This is a genomic window from Halolamina sediminis (assembly GCF_001282785.1).
Lineage (GTDB): Archaea > Halobacteriota > Halobacteria > Halobacteriales > Haloferacaceae > Halolamina > Halolamina sediminis.
This window is the reverse complement of record NZ_CVUA01000001.1, coordinates 2,591,094-2,608,657: the sequence shown is the minus strand read 5'-3', so window position 1 is coordinate 2,608,657 and position 17,564 is coordinate 2,591,094. Positions and strand designations below refer to the sequence as shown.

Annotated in this window: 19 protein-coding genes; 11 read left to right on the top strand and 8 right to left on the bottom strand. The window is 69.0% G+C overall.

Annotated features, from left to right (window positions below; genetic code table 11):
- The first annotated feature begins 42 nt into the window (after positions 1 to 42).
- The 4 genes from BN1959_RS13065 (at position 43) to BN1959_RS13050 (ending at position 2,517) form a co-directional block, all read left to right on the top strand.
- On the top strand, positions 43 to 351 hold the full coding sequence (locus BN1959_RS13065; RefSeq protein ID WP_053949066.1) for a cupin domain-containing protein: 309 nt from the start codon (positions 43 to 45) through the stop codon (positions 349 to 351).
- Entirely contained in the window at positions 351 to 1,127 is a 777-nt protein-coding gene (locus BN1959_RS13060; protein WP_053949065.1) for a PHP domain-containing protein, read from the top strand. The genes BN1959_RS13065 and BN1959_RS13060 overlap by 1 nt, the downstream gene beginning before the upstream one ends.
- 49 nt (positions 1,128 to 1,176) lie before the next feature.
- Positions 1,177 to 1,977: an aldo/keto reductase gene (locus tag BN1959_RS13055; RefSeq protein ID WP_053949064.1), complete on the top strand. Its 801-nt coding sequence runs from the start codon at positions 1,177 to 1,179 to the stop codon at positions 1,975 to 1,977.
- 108 nt (positions 1,978 to 2,085) lie between these two features.
- Positions 2,086 to 2,517, top strand: coding sequence for a hypothetical protein (locus BN1959_RS13050; RefSeq protein ID WP_053949063.1), 432 nt, complete (start codon positions 2,086 to 2,088; stop codon positions 2,515 to 2,517).
- 300 nt (positions 2,518 to 2,817) lie between these two features.
- Here the strand turns inward: BN1959_RS13050 and BN1959_RS13045 are convergent, their stop codons facing one another.
- On the bottom strand, positions 2,818 to 4,638 hold the full coding sequence (locus BN1959_RS13045) for a S9 family peptidase (RefSeq protein WP_053949062.1): 1,821 nt from the start codon (positions 4,636 to 4,638) through the stop codon (positions 2,818 to 2,820).
- 50 nt (positions 4,639 to 4,688) lie between these two features.
- Entirely contained in the window at positions 4,689 to 5,081 is a 393-nt protein-coding gene (locus BN1959_RS13040; protein WP_053949061.1) for a hypothetical protein, read from the bottom strand.
- An 86-nt stretch (positions 5,082 to 5,167) separates the two neighbouring features.
- Here BN1959_RS13040 and BN1959_RS13035 point away from each other — a divergent pair, with 86 nt between their 5' ends.
- Both BN1959_RS13035 and BN1959_RS13030 read left to right on the top strand, forming a co-directional pair.
- Positions 5,168 to 5,533, top strand: coding sequence for a VanZ family protein (locus BN1959_RS13035; RefSeq protein ID WP_053949060.1), 366 nt, complete (start codon positions 5,168 to 5,170; stop codon positions 5,531 to 5,533).
- Positions 5,534 to 5,582: 49 nt separating this feature from the next.
- On the top strand, positions 5,583 to 6,662 hold the full coding sequence (locus BN1959_RS13030) for an archaeosine biosynthesis radical SAM protein RaSEA (RefSeq protein ID WP_053949059.1): 1,080 nt from the start codon (positions 5,583 to 5,585) through the stop codon (positions 6,660 to 6,662).
- 438 nt (positions 6,663 to 7,100) lie between these two features.
- On the opposite strand, the gene purQ is transcribed toward BN1959_RS13030, so the two are convergent.
- Complete coding sequence (gene purQ, locus BN1959_RS13025) at positions 7,101 to 7,778, bottom strand: phosphoribosylformylglycinamidine synthase I (protein WP_053949058.1); 678 nt, start codon at positions 7,776 to 7,778, stop codon at positions 7,101 to 7,103.
- A 55-nt stretch (positions 7,779 to 7,833) separates the two neighbouring features.
- Positions 7,834 to 8,091 carry a phosphoribosylformylglycinamidine synthase subunit PurS gene (gene purS, locus BN1959_RS13020; protein WP_053949057.1) on the bottom strand — a complete coding sequence of 86 codons (258 nt, stop codon included), beginning with the start codon at positions 8,089 to 8,091 and terminating at the stop codon, positions 7,834 to 7,836.
- Between the two features lie 156 nt (positions 8,092 to 8,247).
- Between purS and BN1959_RS14870 the strand changes: the two genes are divergently transcribed.
- Positions 8,248 to 8,409, top strand: coding sequence for a hypothetical protein (locus tag BN1959_RS14870; protein ID WP_154018290.1), 162 nt, complete (start codon positions 8,248 to 8,250; stop codon positions 8,407 to 8,409).
- A 68-nt stretch (positions 8,410 to 8,477) separates the two neighbouring features.
- Positions 8,478 to 8,741: a hypothetical protein gene (locus tag BN1959_RS13010; protein WP_053949055.1), complete on the top strand. Its 264-nt coding sequence runs from the start codon at positions 8,478 to 8,480 to the stop codon at positions 8,739 to 8,741.
- A gap of 135 nt (positions 8,742 to 8,876) precedes the next feature.
- Here the strand turns inward: BN1959_RS13010 and BN1959_RS13005 are convergent, their stop codons facing one another.
- From BN1959_RS13005 to BN1959_RS12995, 3 genes are read right to left on the bottom strand one after another with little or no spacing between them, the layout of a single operon-like run.
- A complete protein-coding gene (locus BN1959_RS13005) occupies positions 8,877 to 10,454 on the bottom strand; it encodes a hypothetical protein (protein ID WP_053949054.1) in 1,578 nt (525 codons plus the stop codon).
- A 54-nt stretch (positions 10,455 to 10,508) separates the two neighbouring features.
- A complete protein-coding gene (locus BN1959_RS13000; protein ID WP_053949053.1) occupies positions 10,509 to 11,753 on the bottom strand; it encodes a PQQ-binding-like beta-propeller repeat protein in 1,245 nt (414 codons plus the stop codon).
- Positions 11,754 to 11,793: 40 nt separating this feature from the next.
- The gene (locus BN1959_RS12995; RefSeq protein ID WP_053949052.1) at positions 11,794 to 12,834 is read right to left on the bottom strand and encodes a phosphoribosylaminoimidazolesuccinocarboxamide synthase; all 1,041 of its coding nucleotides are present in this window, start codon (positions 12,832 to 12,834) and stop codon (positions 11,794 to 11,796) included.
- A gap of 158 nt (positions 12,835 to 12,992) precedes the next feature.
- Here BN1959_RS12995 and cofH point away from each other — a divergent pair, with 158 nt between their 5' ends.
- Positions 12,993 to 14,342 (top strand): 7,8-didemethyl-8-hydroxy-5-deazariboflavin synthase subunit CofH, encoded by a 1,350-nt coding sequence (gene cofH, locus BN1959_RS12990; protein WP_053949051.1) that lies wholly within the window; start codon positions 12,993 to 12,995, stop codon positions 14,340 to 14,342.
- Between the two features lies 1 nt (position 14,343).
- Here the strand turns inward: cofH and BN1959_RS12985 are convergent, their stop codons facing one another.
- Positions 14,344 to 15,213 (bottom strand): mechanosensitive ion channel family protein, encoded by an 870-nt coding sequence (locus BN1959_RS12985; RefSeq protein WP_053949050.1) that lies wholly within the window; start codon positions 15,211 to 15,213, stop codon positions 14,344 to 14,346.
- A 98-nt stretch (positions 15,214 to 15,311) separates the two neighbouring features.
- Between BN1959_RS12985 and BN1959_RS12980 the strand changes: the two genes are divergently transcribed.
- Both BN1959_RS12980 and BN1959_RS12975 read left to right on the top strand, forming a co-directional pair.
- Positions 15,312 to 15,569: a DUF5789 family protein gene (locus tag BN1959_RS12980; protein WP_053949049.1), complete on the top strand. Its 258-nt coding sequence runs from the start codon at positions 15,312 to 15,314 to the stop codon at positions 15,567 to 15,569.
- A 162-nt stretch (positions 15,570 to 15,731) separates the two neighbouring features.
- A complete protein-coding gene (locus BN1959_RS12975; protein WP_053949048.1) occupies positions 15,732 to 17,480 on the top strand; it encodes a pentapeptide repeat-containing protein in 1,749 nt (582 codons plus the stop codon).
- Positions 17,481 to 17,564: the final 84 nt, after the last annotated feature.

Genomic DNA, 17,564 nt, shown 5'->3' with positions numbered 1-17,564 from the left:
GACGTAGCCGGACTTTTCTCCCCGCCCGCCGAGTGGGGGTGTATGGACCGACTCCCCGACGTGACCCCGGAACCGGGCACGATCGAGACCCGCGAACTGGTGGTCGATGACGACGCCCTCGTCAAGGCCTTCTTCCTCGGCCCCGGCGCCGAACTCGACGCACACGATCATCCCGAGAGCCTGAACGTGTTCCACGTCCTCTCGGGCACCGTGACCGTGATTCAGGAGGACGACGAGGAAGCGATCGCCGCGCCGGGCGTCGTCGCCCACGACCGCGGCCTCGCCCACGGCGCGCGCAACGACACCGACGAGACCGCCGTCTTCACCGCGACGCTCGCGCCACTGCCCTGATGGTCCGGTTCGACTACCACACCCACTCGAACTACTCGGACGGCCACTTCATCCCGGGGATGATCCGAGCCGCGGAGGCCGCGGGGCTGGACGGGATCGGATTCGCCGACCACTGCAACGTCACCGCCGAGGGCGATGCTCGTCGGCGCCTCGACGGCCTCGGGTTCGCGATGGACGAGACGTACCCCCGCCGCCGCGAGGGGATCCAGTGGGCCCGCACCGAGACCGACATCGCGATCTACGATGCCGTCGAGATGGACTACGTCCCGGGCCGGGAGGCCGACATCGCCGCGTTCCTCGACGAAGCGGGGTTCGACTACGCCATCGGCAGCGTCCACAGCGTCGACGGCGACGACGTGCAGTGGTCTGAGAACTTCGTCGGCCTCGACGACGAGGGCCGCCGCGCCGTCGTCGACGGCTACTACGACGCCCTCGCCGCGCTGGCCGGGACGGAGCTGTTCGACATCGCCGCCCACGCCGACCTCGTGGAGCGAACGCCCGAACTCCGGGGGTACTCGACGGCCGAGCACTACGAACAGGTGGCCGCGGCGTTCGCCGACTCCGCGACGATCCCGGAGATCAACGCCGGCCGCGTGCTCGACGACTACGGCGAGTTCCACCCCGCGCCGGGGCTGCTCGACAGCTTCCTCGACCACGACGTCGAGTTCGTGATCGGCACCGACTCACACCACCCCGAGGAGATCGGCGACCGGATCGACGCGCTGGAGGCCCACCTCGACGACCGCGGCATCGAGCCGGCGAGGCTCGACGTCTGAGATCGCCGGGACCGGTGGGTTGAGGGGGCTCGGCGCCCCCGCTGTGCCCATGCAGGAGATCCCTCGACTCGGCTTCGGCACCTACGAGAACGACGACCCCGAGCAGTGCGCCGAGAGCGTCCGGACCGCCCTCGAAGCGGGCTACCGACACGTCGACACCGCCCAAAGCTACGGTAACGAGAGCGCGGTCGGCGACGGCATCGCCGCCAGCGACGTGGCCCGCGAGGACGTGTTCGTCGCCACCAAGCTCTCGACGGAGAACCTCGCGTACGACGACGCCGTCGAGACCGCCCGTGAGAGCGCCGACCGGCTGGGCGTCGACACGATCGACCTGCTGTACGTCCACTGGCCGATCAACAGCTACGACCCCGAGGGGACGATCGAGGCACTGAATGACCTCTACGAGGACGGCGTCATCGACGCCGTGGGACTGTCGAACTTCCGCGTCGACCAGCTCAACGACGCGCTCGATCGGCTGGAGCCACGGCTCGCGGCCCATCAGGTCGAGTGCCACCCGATGCTCCCGCAGGACGAGCTCCGAGCCCACGCCGTCGATCACGACTACGCGCTGGTGGCGTACTGTCCGATCGCGCGGAACCAGGTCGCGGACGTCGAAACGATACAGGAGATCGCCGAGAAACACGACGCCACGCCCGCGCAGGTGAGCCTCGCGTGGCTGCTCGCGAAGCAGAACGTCGCCGCCATCCCGAAGGCGACCGGCGAGAGCCACATCCGGGAGAACTGGGAAGCGCGGAAGCTCGATCTCGACGACGAGGACGTGGCCGCCATCGACGGGATCGACGAGCGCCACCGCATCGTCGACTTCGACGCGGCGCCCTGGAACCAGTAGCGCCGTCGCGCTCCTTATGCCCGAGAACGCACAAGTGGGGTGTATGTCCCTCTCGACGCCCGCGCGATCTCCCGTCTACGACCGACCGCGTCGGCCGGCGGGGCGCCGATGAGGCGCTCGGAGTTCCCCGGCCGGCCCGACGACGGGCCGGACCAGCCCGACCCGACGCCCGTCCCCGACGCGGACGACGTGCCGTTCGACGCCGCGGTGCTCCAGCAGGTCGCGGGCGGCGACGGTGTCGACCCGCGGACGCTCCCGGAGCTACTGGGTCGCGTCGAGGCACACCTGACGGAGAGTCGGGCGTCGCTCCGACGGAAGTTCGAGTCGCCGTACAGCGACGACCGTCGCGAGCTGTTTTTCGTCCCACCGGACTACTGGGAGGGAGTGGCGTCGGCGCTCTCGCTGACGCCGCAGGAAGCGCTGACGGTTCGGCAGACACACGAGCGACAGCTGCTCCGGATCGGCGCCGAGGCCCGCCGCGGGAGCGAGTTCGACGCCGCGCTGGACATCCGGACCGCGGTGGTCGTCGGTCGGGAGTAGCGGCGTCGGCGGCGATACACAGCCACGGCATCGAGTTCCGTGGCCGCGAGTCGGAGCTCGCGGCAGGTCACGCGCCGTGGTGGGTTACACACAGTCACGGCATCGAGTTCCGTGGCCACGACACGAAGGTCGTGGCAGCTCACGCGCCGTGGCTGGTTACACACAGTCACGGCATCGAGTTCCGTGCTCGCCGGACGGAGCCGGCGAGCGGTCACGCGCCGTGACTGGCTACAACACGATCACGGCATCGGCTCCGTGGGCGGAACACAGAGGTTCCGCCAGGTTGCTCGCCGTGATCGGTTAGAGCCGCCGCTCGAGGTACTCCCCGATCAGCCCGAACGCCCGCACTTTCTGCTCGGCGTCGGAGCTCCCGTGGCCCTCCTCCTCGAGCTCCTCGTACTCGAAGTCGCCGTCCGGCCCCATCTCCCAGCCGCGCTCCTGTAGCGCGTCGCGGAACACCCGCGCCTGCGAGATCGGGCAGCGCGGGTCGTTGACGCCGTGGACGACGAACACCGGCGCCTCCATGTCGCCGACGTGGGTGATCGGCGAGCGCTCCCGCCAGAGCGCCTCGTTCTCTTCGGGGTCGCCGAGCTGCTGTTCCAGCGTCGCCTTGAAGTGGGGCATCGACTCCTCGTACAGTAGTTCGAGGTCGGTGATGCCGATCCATGCCACCCCGGTCGTCCAGATCTCGGGGTGCATCGTGAGCTGGCAGTACGCCGAGTAGCCGCCATAGGAGCCGCCGAACACCGCGAGCCGGTCCTCGTCGACGAACTCGCGGTCGCCCAGCCACCGGCCGCCGGCGGCGATATCCTCCTGCTCGCTGCCGCCCCAGTCGCCGAGGATCGCCTGCTGGAACTCCCGCCCGCGGCCGACCGAGCCGCGGTAGTTCGGCAGCAGCACCGAGTACCCCTCGCTCACGAGGAACTGGGCGTAGAGGTCGAACGACTGCATCGACTGGCCGTGCGGGCCGCCGTGAACCTTCACGACGCCGGGGGTTTCCTCACTCTCCTCGCCGTCAGGCCGGTCCCGCGCGTCGTACAGCAGCGCGCCGATCTCCAGCCCGTCCGCGGACTCGTAGGTGACGTACTCGGCGTCGACGAACGCGTCGGGGTCGATGTCGCCGTAGTCGGGCTCGATCAGCGTCTCGGTCGCGCCGTCGTCGTACGCCAGCAGCGACGAGCGCGTGTCGGGCGTCGTCTGGGTGAACACGGGCCGGCCGTCGGTGAGGAAGTGCTCGCCGCCGGCCAGCGAGGCGACACCCTCGGCGAGGTCGAGCGGCTCGGACTCGCCGCCGTCGAGGTCGTAGACGATCGGTGCCCGGCCGGCGTTCTCGCTGCGCAGGGCGTACGCCCGGTCGCCGTCGGGCCCGAACGCCTCCGGCGACTCCTCGGCGTCGCCGGCGCTGAGCCACCGCACCTCGTCACTCCCCAGATCGTACACGCCGGCGTTGGTGAAGTCCTCCGTGTCGTCGCGGACGAGCAGGCGCTCGCCGTCGGGGTGCCAGTCGACCGCGGCGGTCTGGGAGCCCGTCTCGCCGATGTCGAGCCGGCGCGACTCGCGGCGCTCCAGATCCATCACGTACGCGTCGCGGTTCTCCATCGCCTCCGTCTCGTTGGTCATGTAGGCGATCCGGTCGTCGGCGGGCGCGAAGCTCCCGCCCCGGACCGGCTCGTCGTTCTCGGTCAGCTGCTCGGACTCGCCGGCCGCGGGGTCGAACAGGTAGAGGTTCATCTGCTCGCCCTCGTCGCTGGCGTAGAGCAGCCGGCCGTCGTCGGCCACGTCCTGCAGCGACGCCTGTCCGGGTGTCTCGATCACCGGCTCGGCGTCGCCGTCGAGGTCGATCGCCCAGATGTCGTTCTGTTCGTCGCCGTCGTCGTCGAGGTGGAAGAACACCCGTTCGCCGTCGGCACCCCACGCGATCGGCCAGCGCGCGGCGCGGGGGACCTCCCCGTCGCTGATCTGCCGGCGCTCGCCGCGCTCGACTTCCTGCACGTACAGTTCGTTGCGGCCGCTACCGTCGTAGTAGAACGCGATGCGTTCGCCGTCCGGCCCCACGCGGGGGTGGTGGAACTCGGGGAGGCGGGCCAACTCTTCGGGGGTGAACCGTTTCTTGCCGCTCATCGTCTACGAGTGCGGTGGACGTGTGAAAGTTCCTGTGAAGGCGGTGAAAGCTACGCAGCGTCGTTCCCGTCGGCGTCGGATTCGTCGACTGCGTCTCCGTCGGCGTCCGTTCCGTCGATGTCGGTTTCGCCGGTATCGTCGCCGTCGGTCCCGTTCTCTGCGGTGACCTGCGAGCCGCTCGGGGGGTTCTTCGCGGCGGCGATCCGCTGCTGTGCGTGGGCGATCCGCTCGACGGCGACGACGAGGCGGTAGAACAGCCACAGCACGAACGCGGCGAGCGCCAGCCAGACGGCGGTGTAGACGACGAACCCGAAGATCCCGACGACGCCGCCGAAGCCGAACACGCCGAGTAGGAGCACCAACGCCAGCACGCTGACGCCGGCGGTGATCAACAGCTCACGGTTCCCCGAGAGGAGGCCGGTGGAGGAGTCGGCTCCGGACATTGTCGGGCGTTCCGCCTCGCCCCGCATAAACCCACCCGACGACCACGGCACACAATGGCTTTGGACCCACCGATCCACTCACGGCTATGGATCGTCGTTGGCTCCCGATCGCAGTCGCGGTTGTCGTCCTCGCCGCTTCGCTCGTGCCGGGCGGCGGTGGCGGCGGCACGATCGGCCCCGTCGGCGTCGACAAGCTCCTCCACGTCGTCGGCTACGCGGTGCTCGCGGCGGCGAGCCTGTTCGCGCTGCGTTCGCGAACGGGCCGGGCGATGCTCGCCGTCGGGGTCGTCGTGACCGCGTTCGGCGGCGGCGTCGAACTCCTGCAGGGGTTCGTCCCGGGACGGGGGGTGTCCGGGCTCGATCTGGTCGCCGACGCCGTCGGCGCAGTGGCGGGCGTCGCCGCGTGGCGGGTGTTCGGGCCGTCGTCGCCCCCCGAGGACGCGGGCTCGTAGCGTCCCGGCCTGTCGAAGCCGTTTTCCCCGTGCCCGGCGGAGTTCAGCCATGAGCAGCGAGCCGACGCCCGAAGTGTACGAACGCGGGCGGGGGATGGACGCGCACAACCAGGTGATGCGCGACATCCGCGCGGAGAACGACCAGAGCTACGACCCCCGCGAGCCCACGCGAGTCTGGATCGACGAGGACAACACCCCCGACGGGGTGTACCAGAGCCTGACGATCATCCTCAACACCGGCGGCTGTCGCTGGGCCCGCGCCGGCGGCTGTACGATGTGTGGCTACGTCGCTGAGTCGGTCGAGGGTGGCAGCGTGAGCCACGACGCGCTGATGGACCAGATCCAGCACTGTCTCGATCACGAGGCCGAGGAGGCCGACGAGGAGTCTGGCCTGATCAAGATCTACACCTCCGGCTCGTTCCTCGACGAGCGCGAGGTGTCCGCCGAGACTCGGCAGGCGATCGCCGAGACGTTCGCGGATCGGGATCGCATCGTCGTCGAGTCCCTCCCCGACTTCGTCGACCGCGAGAAGGTCCGGGAGTTCACCGAGCAGGGGCTCGAAACCGACGTGGCGGTGGGGCTGGAGACAGCCACGGACCGCGTGCGCCACGACTGCGTGAACAAGTACTTCGACTTCGCGGACTTCGAGGACGCCTGCGCGGAGGCGCGGGCGGGCGACGCCGGCGTGAAGGCGTACCTGCTGATGAAGCCGCCGTTCCTCTCGGAGCAGGAGGCGCTCGAGGACATGAAGTCGAGCGTGCGACGCTGTGGTGCCGTCGAGGGCTGTCACACCGTCTCGATGAACCCCTGTAACGTCCAGCGCTACACGATGGTGGACGAGCTGTTCTACGAGGGCGGCTACCGCCCGCCGTGGCTCTGGTCAGTCGCGGAGGTGCTCCGGACGACGACGGACGTCGACGCGATCGTGGTGTCCGATCCGGTGGGCCACGGGTCGGATCGTGGCTCGCACAACTGCGGCGAGTGCGACGACCGTGTGCAGCGCGCGATCAAGGACTTCGACCTGCGGCAGGATCCATCGGTGTTCGAGCAGGTGGAGTGCGAGTGTGAGTTCACGTGGGAGCTAGTGCTTGAGGAGGAGCAGTCGTTCAACATGCCGCTGGCTCGGTAGTTTTCGGTTTCGGGTTTGGTGGGGTTTGGATAGCTTTTTGCGTGTTTTCGTCCTTCGAGGCCGCGAACAGCGACAGCGTCTCGATGCTTGACCACTTGTGACCGCACCGCCCCGCACAGCCCACAGACCTCCCCAACCGACTCCCTCCTTCGCTTCGCTCAGTCGGTCATCCCTCGCGCTTCGCGCCGACAGCGACCGCGGTGCGGTGGCGGTGGACGCCTCGCGAGCGCCAGCGGTCGGCGTCACCAGAACGCTTCGCGTTCTGGTTGGCAGCCGAGAATCGAAGATTCTCGTCGACGCTCGCGGGGGGAGGGGTGGGGATTCCGTGCTGCGCCGGGCTTCATGCCCGCCGCACGGCGGTCACAAGTGGTCTAGCGTCGGGATGCTGTTGCTGTCGGCTCCGTGAACCTCGCGTCGACGGAAGCTAAAACCAGAAATTCACGCGAACCCTTCCAGCACGCCCTGCCCGTCCGTACTCCCGCCTAACTCGGCCAACGACGCCCGCTCCGGATGCGGCATCAACACGGCCACCGTCTCCCGTTCACCCAACACACCCGCCACGTTCCCCGTCGAGCCGTTGGGATTCGCGGCGTCGGTCACGTTCCCGTCGGCGTCGCAGTAGCGGAACAGCACGCGATCGTCGTCGACCAGTTCGTCGTACCGCTCGGCCTCGATCTCGAATCGGCCCTCGCCGTGGGCGATCGGGAGCGAGAGCACCTCGCCCTCGTCGTACGCCGCCGTCCACGGCGTGTCGGCGTTCTCCACGCGCAGGAACACGTCCTCACACTGGAACCGCGCGCTGGCGTTGGTGGTGAACGCACCCGGGGTGAGCCGGCTCTCGCTGCCGATCTGGGCGCCGTTGCAGACGCCGAGCACGGGCGTCCCGTCCTCGGCGGCCGCCCGTACTTCGTCCATGATCGGCGAGTGGGCGGCCATCGCGCCCGCCCGGAGGTAGTCGCCGTAGGAGAAACCACCGGGCAGGACGACACCCTCGGTGTCGGCGGGCAGGCCGTCCTCGTGCCAGACGCGCTCGGCGTCGATGCCGATACGGTCGAGCGCACGCACGGCGTCGCGGTCGCAGTTCGACCCGCCGAACTGGACGACTGCGACCGTCACGAAAGCCACCTCCGGGTGGCGGAACCCTGTCCGTCGCCGTCGGAGAGAGAAACGGTCATTCTGCCTGTTCCTCCACCACCACGTCGTAGTCGTGGAGCGTGGGGTTCGCGAGCAGCCGCCGGGCCATCTCGTCGGCGCGCTCGGCGGCGCTATCGGCGTCGTCGGCGTCCAGATCCACCTCGAACTGGTCGGCCGAGCGCAGGTCCGCGAGCTCGAACCCCAGCCGTTCGAGGGTCTTCTGGGTCGTCTCGGCCTCCGGGTCGAGCACGCCGCGCTTCAGCCGCACCGTCACCGTCGCGGTGTAGGCGGTCATCGACTTGGTATGTTCGTCCGTGCGTAAAAGGGGTTGTGGTCGCCGCCGTATATACACGCTCGTGGGTACCCCGCCGCCCGGAGCCTCGCCGGGCCGGCGCGGGACGGCCTGACAGATGCGCTCTCGGCCGACGACACCGTCGGGACGAACTTCGCGGTGGTCAGCGTCGGCGTGATGCTCGGCAGCGCGATCCCCCTGCCGGCGTTCGGCTACGCCGTCGACGCGAGCGGCCCGAGCGCGGCGTTTGGCGCGATCAGTCTCGTCGCTCTCACGGGCACGCTCGTGACGGTGTGGCCGGCGGCGGCCGTCGCGGAGTGACCGCGGTCGCATCCACCGCGGCGGGAACCGGTGGTACGCTTTTCGGGCGCGAGCGCCTACTGCCAACCATGGGGGTAGATCACTCGCTCGGCTACTACGACAAGATCCTGATCGCCATCGCGGCCAGCCTCGCCGGCGGGTCGCTGGTGGGCGCAGCTACCTCCGTGGCGTTCCGGCTCGGCCTGCTCGCCGGCGCGCTTCTCGCGACGGTGTTCGTCTACGACGCCGTGTTCCGGCACCCGCCCCAGCCCGAGACAAACTCGAAGGCCCGTTACGCGGCGATTGTCTGGCACCTCTTTCTCGCCCTGCTGCTCCTGCCCTCGCTGCGCTGAGACCGCGCTCACTCGAGTCGGTCGATCCCGTACTCGGCGTCGACGGGCGACGAGCCCCCTTCGCTCGACTCGTCGCCCCGGACGGGGTCGTTGTCCTCCACGCGTACGCCCGTCGGTCGAGATACCGATCACGAGCTAGGTCTCCCACGGGCTGTCGCCGCCGAGGTGGCCGAGGCCATCGCCGCCCGGCACCGCGTCACCACAGTCCGACTCGGGGGCGAAGTCGGTCTCGCCCTTGATCTCGTTGCCGCAGATGTAGCCCTGTTCGAACGGTTCGCCGTCGACCCACTCGGTGATCGTCACCGCCTCGCCGTCGAACCCAGTGATCTGGTTGCCGTAGATGTCGTTACCCGTCCCCGCGCGCTCGACGGCGTGGCGGGGCTCGGCCTCGATCCGGGGGCCGTTGTAGCCGCGGCGGTCGCGGATTTCGATCCCGTGGCCGGCGCCGTCGGCGAGCCGATTCCAGCGCACGGTCGCGTCGTGGCCTCGAAGCGCGACCGTCGACACCGTGTACGTCTCGTTGTTCTGGGAGCCGCCGGCGTCCGTGCAGTACTCCACCGTCACGTCGTGGGTACCGAGTTTGGCGTCGACCAGTTCGGAGTGTGGGTGGCCCGCGGCGTTGTCGATGTGGTGGACGTGGACGTCGTTGGTCTCGTCGTACCGCCCCCACGGGTACCAGTCGAAGTCCTGAATCACGTTCGCCGGTGCCTGTCCGAGGTAGACGATCTCGCCGATGTGCTCCTCCTTGTCGTTGAAAACCCAGCCGGCGCCCGCGGGACCGATCACCTCGAACTCGCCGATCTCGACCCCCTCGGTCCGCCAGACGATGACCATGTTCCGCTGGGTGTTGCCGAGGCGGTCGGGCGTGACGACGATGTCTGTCAGGTACTCGTCGCTGACCGGCGAGGGGTCGCTCCGAGATGGCGGCGAGACGGTAATCAACGCCTTGTCCACGTACGACGACGCGGTCTCCGGCGCGTCGGGGTCGAGCAGGCCGTCGATCGTCAGCCCCTCTAAATGGACGTGGCTGTGGTGAACCTCGAACATGCCGCGCCAGTCCTCGGGGTTCGGCTTCAGCACTGCGTCGGCGGGTCCGGTGATCGTGATGGGGGCGTCCGGCTCGCCGCTCCGACGGGTCAGCACGGGCCCTCGGTACTCTCCGGTGTGGACACGAACGGTCTCGCCCGGTTGCGCGCGCTCGACCCCCGCCTGGATCGTCGCCACCGGTGCCGTTGCCGTCCCGGCGTCGTCGTCGTTCCCGTCCGGATCGACGTGGATCTCCGGCGGATGCGTCACCTCGACTGTCCCGATCGAGACGCCGTTGACCGTGAGTTCGATCGTACCGTAGCGATCGACCGGCGACGTTTCGAACTCGACGGTCGTCGACTCGTCCGTCCCGAGCGTCACCGTCTGCTGGCCCACGGCGTCGTCGCCGAGGCGGAGCGTCAGCGTCACCTCGCCCTCGTCGCCCTCGTTGGTCACGGTCACGTCTGCGACGACGCGTTCGCCGGCCCTGATCGACGACGCGGCGACCGTCCCTTCGATATCCACGGTCGGTCCTCGGTCGGTGGCCGTCGTTTCGGGCGTCGCTGTCGCGGTGGCCGTCTCGCCGTTCTCGGTGGCGTCTTCGGGCGACTCGCCGGCACACCCCGACAGCGAGGTGACGCCCGCAGCCACGGCCAGAACTGAGCGGCGTCGCAGGCCGTCGAACATGACGTTCGACTCTCACGCGGCGGGGAAAACGTTTCCTCCGCCTGTCTGCAGCGCTCAGCCGAGCCGATAGATCCCGTACTCCCCGTCGACGCCCGCCGGGAACAGTACGCCGTCGTCGGCGAGCGCGACGCCCGTTCCTTCGGTCGCCAGCGGTTCGTCGGCGGCGGTTCGGAGCGACACGGTGCGGCGAACCGTCCCGCTCGTCGTGTCGATACAGAACAGCGAGTCCTCCTCGACCGACTCGTCGTACCCCATCACGAACGCCGTCTCGCCGCCGACGGCGACCCGAGTGTCGACCGTCGGGCCGAGATCCGTCGTCCAGTCCGTCTCGCCGGTGCGGGCGTCGAACGCGAGGAGGCTGTCGTTCGTGTCACTGACCGCGAGCACGCGGCCGTCGGCGATCGACGGCGCGACCTGCCCGCCGGGGACCTGTCGTTGCCAGCGTTCGGCCTCGTCGGTCCGCGGGATCGCCTGTAGGAGCCCCTCCGAACCCATCATCGCGACGACCGCGTCGCCGACGACCGGCGCGTCGTAGCTCGGTTCGGGAACGCTCTCCTCCCAGCGGACGCTCCCGTCCGCGGCGTCGACCGCGGAGAGCGTCCCGTCGCTCTCCGCGAACACGGTCGAGTCGGTCGCCGCGACCGGGCCGGGCGGGTTCGGTAGGTCGTCGGCCGCCCAGCGGCGCTCGCCGGTGACGCCGTCGAGTGCGAGCAGCCGCCGGCCGGGGAGGAACACCGTCTCCCCGACCGCTGTCGGGGCGCCGTCGGCGTTACCGGCGGCGTACTCCCAGCGGACCTCCCCGGTCCGGCGGTCGACGGCGACGGTCCTGCCGGCACGGGAGAGCAGCGCGGTCTCTCCTTGGATCGTCGGCGGCGCGGGGGGGTCGTCGTTTGCCCACTGTCGGTCCCACCATGGCTCGCCGTCACGGCCGGTCGCAGCGAACCCTCTGGTTCGGTCGTTCTCCCCGTACGATACCGTGGTCGCGTACACTGCCTCTGTGGTTACTGCCGGGGCGTTGTCCCGGAACTCGCCGCCGCCGGCGCCGACGCGTTCGACGGTCGGCTCGTCGCCAATCGCCGGCGCCGTCTCCCGAGCCCCGGTCCGGCGGCTGTCGTGGCCCAGCGTCGGCCACGGCTCGGGTGGGTCGCCGAGGGCAGCGTCGCTGTGGTGGGTGTGCGGGTCGTCGTACAGCCGTCGGAGTTCGCGAACGGACGTACAGCCGGCGAGCGACGACGCGGCGGCGACGCCCGTCGCGAGCGCGGCGCGTCGGTCGATTGGGCTGTCGGTGGAGGGCAGCACACCCCGAAACCCCCGGCGCGACCGGGAAAAGTGTTGACCGTTACAGCTCCTGAACCGCATCGACCGCCTCGTCGATCCCGGGCGCCTCGAACCACTCCCAGCCCGTGTAGGCGTTCGTCCCCGCGGCGTACATCTCGCCGGCGACCTCGCGCACGTCGGCCGGCAGTTCGTCGGGCGCCTCCTCGCAGAACGACTTCCAGTCGGCGACGCCCTCCTCGGCCGCGACGGCTTTGGCATCTTTCACCGCAGCGACCCAGTCGGGGTCGTAGGCCTTGTAGAACTGCCGGAGCACCTCCTTCGACAGCTCCTGTCCGCCGTAGGCGAAGCGGTTCTCGTCGAACGTGCCCGCCACGTCGGCGACGCGGATCTCGCCGTTGACCCAGAGACACTCGATCTTCCCGTCCTCGTGGACGAACCCGGTCTCCGCGGCGCGCTCTGTGATGGCGTCGTTCACCGCCAGCGCGGTCTCCCGCAGGTCGTCGAGGTCGGCGTGGCCGGCGATCGCCTCGGCCTCGCGCTCGTCGAGGTAGCGGTCCTGCTCCTCGAACTTCGTGGAGAACTCGACGATCGGCTCGGGCAGTGAGACGGCCTCGTCGGGCCAGCGGTGGCGGTTGAGCCCCACGTCCTCGGGCTCCTTCCGCGTCCGGAGGCTGGAGCCGACGGGCACCTCGTTCCGGAAGACGATTTCGAGGGGGACGAGGTAGTGGCTCCCGGCGCTCGCGTGGAAGGCGTCGTACTCGTACCCGTCCGTGCCGTGGGGGAGCTCCGGGACGACCGTGAGGTCGATCGCCATCTGCCGGGGTGGGCCGGAGACGGCGTCGAGGCCGGCCGTCGGCGGCGCGTCGACGCCGGCGTCCGCGGGGTCGACCACGCCGCGGTAGTGAGTCGGTACGCCGGCGTCGGCGAGGCGTTCGAAGTTGTCCGCGCCCATCGTACAGAGGCTCCGGCCCTTCTCGGGGATCGTGTCGGGCATCGGCCCCCAGTCGAACACGGAGTAGTCGTCGGTGAACACGAACCGCCCCCGACCCAGTTCGTCGTCGGTCGGCTCCCGGTCGACGCGGAACTCCTTGACGCTGGTCACACGCGGAGCAGGGGCGGGAGCGACCTTGAATCTTCACATCGGTGGGCAGGACCCCTTCGCTTCGGGTGGAGGTATGCACGGTCGTGATTCGATGGGCGCGGTCCCGCCGGGGTTGCCCGCACCGCGCGGTTTTTCACGCTCGGCCGTTCCCTCCCTGTATGACCACGGCGGCGGATCTCGACGAGGGGGCGCTGGAGTTCGAGCACCTCCCCGAGAGCGACCAGTCGTTCGAGAACGCGCTCGCCAAGGCCGCCGACGGGGAGCGACTGACCGTCGACGACGCCGTCGAACTGCTGACGACCGGCACCGAGTCGCCGGGGGTCGACCCCGCACGGAAGGAGCGCGTGCTCGAACTCGCGGACCGCCGGCGCGCCGAGGCGGTCGGCGACACGGTGACGTTCGTCGCGAACCTCAACAACAACGTCACGACCGCCTGCAACACGGGCTGTCTGTTCTGTAACTTCAAGAACCCCGACAGCGCGTTCGAGAAGGGATCCGACGTCGAGCACTCGGGGTTCACCAAGACGCCCGCCGAGAGTCGCGAGGCGGTGCGTGACGGCCTCGAACGCGGCATCTACGAGGTCACGTCCGTCTCGGGCCTCCACCCCGCGTTCGCGCTGGACGCGGAACACCGGGAGATCCTCGAAGGCTACGACGACCCGGCCCGGGCGGTGAACTACAAACCCCCCGAGCGCTACGAGACCGACCCCGGGACGTACGTCGAGCAGCTGGAGGCGATGTCAGTCGGCGGCGTCCACCTCCACTCGATGACGCCGGAGGAGGCGTACCACGCCCGCCGGGGGACCGACCGCTCCTACGAGTCGATCTACGGCCGGCTCCGCCAGGCGGGACTCGATTCGGCGCCCGGTACCGCGGCGGAGATCCTCGTCGACGAGGTGCGGGACGTGATCTGCCCGGGGAAGATGGACACCGGCGAGTGGGTCGACGCGATGGAGGGCGCCGCCGCCGCGGGGCTGCCCGTCACCTCGACGATGATGTACGGCCACGTCGAGAACGAGATGCACCGTGCGAAACACCTCCAGGTGATCCGGGACCTGCAGGACCGCACGGGCGCGATCACGGAGTTCGTTCCGCTCTCCTTCATCCACCAGAACACGCCGCTGTACGAGGCGGGCGTCGTCGACGGCGGCGCCACCCGGGACGAGGACGAACTGCTCGTCGCCGTCGCGCGCCTCTTCTTGGACAACGTCGAGCACATCCAGTCCTCCTGGGTGAAGTCAGGCGACGAGCACGGCCTCAAACTGCTCAACTGCGGTGCCGACGACTTCATGGGGACGATCCTCTCCGAGGAGATCACCAAGCGCGCCGGCGGCGAGTACGGCGAGTTCCGCAGCGTCGCCGACTACGCGGAGATGGTGAGCGCGATCGGCCGCCCGCTCGCCGAACGCTCGACGGACTACGAGCAGACCCGCCGTGTCGAGATCGACGGCGGGCCGTACGGGCCGAAGCTGGGGCCGCAGGCCGACGGGACGCCGCTGCTGGACTGAGCTAGGACTCGGTGTGCTCGTTTACGTCCACTTCGCCCACCAGCTGGCGGTGGACGTACGGCATGTCGATCCCCTCGTCGTCGAAGCGCTCCTTTACCGCTTTGACCGCCTCGCTGCGGACCGCGACGTAGTCGCCGCGGTCGGGGTCGTCGATCCAGAACCGCGCCTGGATGCCGACCGCGGAGTCGCCGAGTTCGGTGACGCGGGTGGTCACCTCCGGATCGGTCAGCACGCCGTCGACGGCGGTGATCTCCTCGACGATCGCCTCGCGGGCGAGCTCGATGTCGTCGTCGTAGCCGATCCCGAACACGAACTTCTGTCGGAGCGTCTCGTAGGCTACGGGGTTGGTGATCGCGTTGTTCGCGAGCTCGCTGTTCGGAACCGTGATGCGCTCGTTGTCGAACGTCCGGACCGTCGACACCCGGAGGTCGATCTGCTCGACCCGGCCGGAGTTGTCGTTCCACTCGATCCAGTCGCCCACCTCGAACGGCTTGTCCTTGATGATGAACACGCCGGCGACGAAGTTACCGACGAGGTCCTGCGCGGCGAAGCCGAGCGCGAGCGCGAGCGCGCCCGACAGCGTCGCCGCCGCGGTGAGGAAGCTGGGGAAGCCGGCGGCCATGAACGCGACGGCGACGGCCGCGAACAGCACCAGCGCGTTGGCGGCGCTTTTCGTTAGCCCGCGCAGCGCCTCGGTGAAACCCCGAGCCCGCAAGACACGGAGCAGCAGCGGTATCAGGACGACGCGGCCGATCAGCATCGTGACGAGGAAGCCGGCGACGAACGCCAGCACCCGGCCGGCCAGCGCCGACAGCGAGACGCCGAACAGCTCGCCGCTCAGCCCGAACTGCAGTGCGGTGAGTGTCTGCATACGCGACGGCAAGACCGCCCGTCGCAAAGAGCTACTGGCCTCGGATCGCCCCCGAGTACGCAGTGTACAACTATGCGTGTGGCGCCCCACGGACCGGTGTGGACCGAGAGATCAAACTCAACGAACTCGACGCGGCGCTGGCCGACCTCGACTACCCGGTCGATCGCGCGGCGGCCGTCGACGCCTGCGGGGACGTCACGCTGCTACTGGCTGACGGCACCGAGCAGTTGGCGGACGTGGTCGGCGACTCGGGCGCCGAGCGGTTCGACTCCGCCGAGGATCTCGCGAGCGAGGTGATGAGCACCCTCCCCCAGCACGCGGTTGGCGAGCCCTACCAGTCCGAGGGAGACGGATAACCGATTTCGACAGACGAGGCGAAGGACCTGTTCCTCAAGGCACGAAAGCGAGAAGTATCGCAGAGTACGCTCGACCGCTGAGCGGTCGTTGGTATCCACGAGGCCGGTGCGTAATGACCGCCGACCCGTAGTTTAAAGGGATGTGCGGGGGCCGAGTGTGTTGTGATTGACACGGATGGCGGCTGTGCGTACGTCCTGGATCCCGAGACGTGGGATGGGGACGGCGCGGAGACGTGCTACGTCTCCGATGAAGTGCTGAACGACGACGGTGTCTGGATGTGCCCCCACGATACGAGCGAGGAGGAGAAGTTCTGTGTCTTCCACCGCCCGCTTGACGCGAAGGCCGAAGGGGAGGCACTCGACGCCCTGCTCGACGTGATGGACGCCGAGTACGGGAGCGAAACGGAACGGAACCGGGCCCAGCAGTTCGTTAACGCGACGTTCTGGTCTCTCGCCCCTGGGGACCGGCGCACCGAGCGGGTTATCGGGGACTTGGACCTGTCCCACGCCGAGGTCTCGGGGGATGTCGACTGGGGCGATACGGTGTTCGAGGGCGACGTTCGATTCGCCGGCACCGTAATCGGGGACGACGCGTCCTTTCACGAGACAGTTTTCGAGAGCGCAACCACGTTCCGGGGAGCATCCTTCGCCGGGGATGCCGTATTCTCCAAGACTCGTTTCGGGGGGCACGCCCTCTTCACCGGAGCCGAGTTCGGGGAAAGGGCACTGTTCGCCATGGCCGCCTTTCCGGAGGGCGCCAGTTTCTACAAAACCGTCTTCGGCGGGGTCGCCAAGTTCGAAAGTGCAGAGTTCGACGGGTACGGAAACTTTCGCGACGCGATGTTCGAGTCGACGGCCCGGTTTCGCCGCGCCACATTCGCGGACGACGCCCGGTTCCGCGGTGTCACATTCGCGGGAAAAAGCGATTTCACGCGAACCACCTTCGAGCGGGATACGACGTTCACTCGCATCGAGTTCGGGGCCCTCAGGTTCGACGGGGCGACCTTCGTGGGCGGTGTCCAGTTCGGATGGGACGCGCCCGGCGACGCGAAGTTCCGCGACGCGGTTTTCGACGGCGACGCTGACTTCGAGGATGTGTCGCTCCCCGGTGCGAACTTCGCCGGAGCCGATCTGACTGACGCGTCCTTCGTCGACGCCACCCTCCACGACGCGACCTTCGAGCGGGCGCTCCTGAGTCGGGCGACCCTCTTCGGTGCGGACTTGCGGGGGGCCAAACTCGCCGGTGCGGTCCTCGGAGACGTGCGGGTTGACGAGGACACCGCGTTCCTCGGCCAGCCGGCGACGGGGCGATCCGAGTACACTCTCACGGCCGTCCGCTCGCGCCCGCTTTGTGTTTACGACCCTGACTACGGGGACGGGGAAGGAGACATCGACAAGGCCAAGAGCTACTACCGGGCACTGGAGGAACTCGGCCGGAGACACGCGCTTCCCCGCCTACAGAGCCGGTGTTTCGTCCGCCGGCAGGACCTCCAGCGGCGGGGCTACTGGGAGAGGGCGACGAGCGAAGGTGAGAGCGCAGAGGAAACTCTCGTCGCTGGTGCCCGCTGGTGTCGGGCGTCGGTGGCGCGCGCCACGCTGCTCTACGGCGAGAGCCCGTGGCGCGCCGTCGGATACAGCGCCATCACGATTTTCGGCTTCGCGTTAATCTACCCCCTCGGCGGGTGGGTTCAGCCAGTCGGCGGGGATCCGATAACGTACGCGAGCCTCGCGGCGGATCCCTCCTTGCTGGCGGGACTAATCTACTACTCGACGCTCGTGTTCACGGCCTTCGGCTTCGGCGGCTTCGAACCGGTCGGCGTTGGACGGGTGCTGACTACCGTCGAGACGGTCAGCGGCGCGTTGCTGCTCGCGTTGCTTGTTTTCATTCTCGGCCGACGGGCGGCCCGCTGAATGTCCCCCGTGGGACTCCTTCGCTCGCTCCCTGGCAAAAGCTCGACCAAAAGCCGTCGTCGGCCCCTTCGGGGCCTCCTCGGC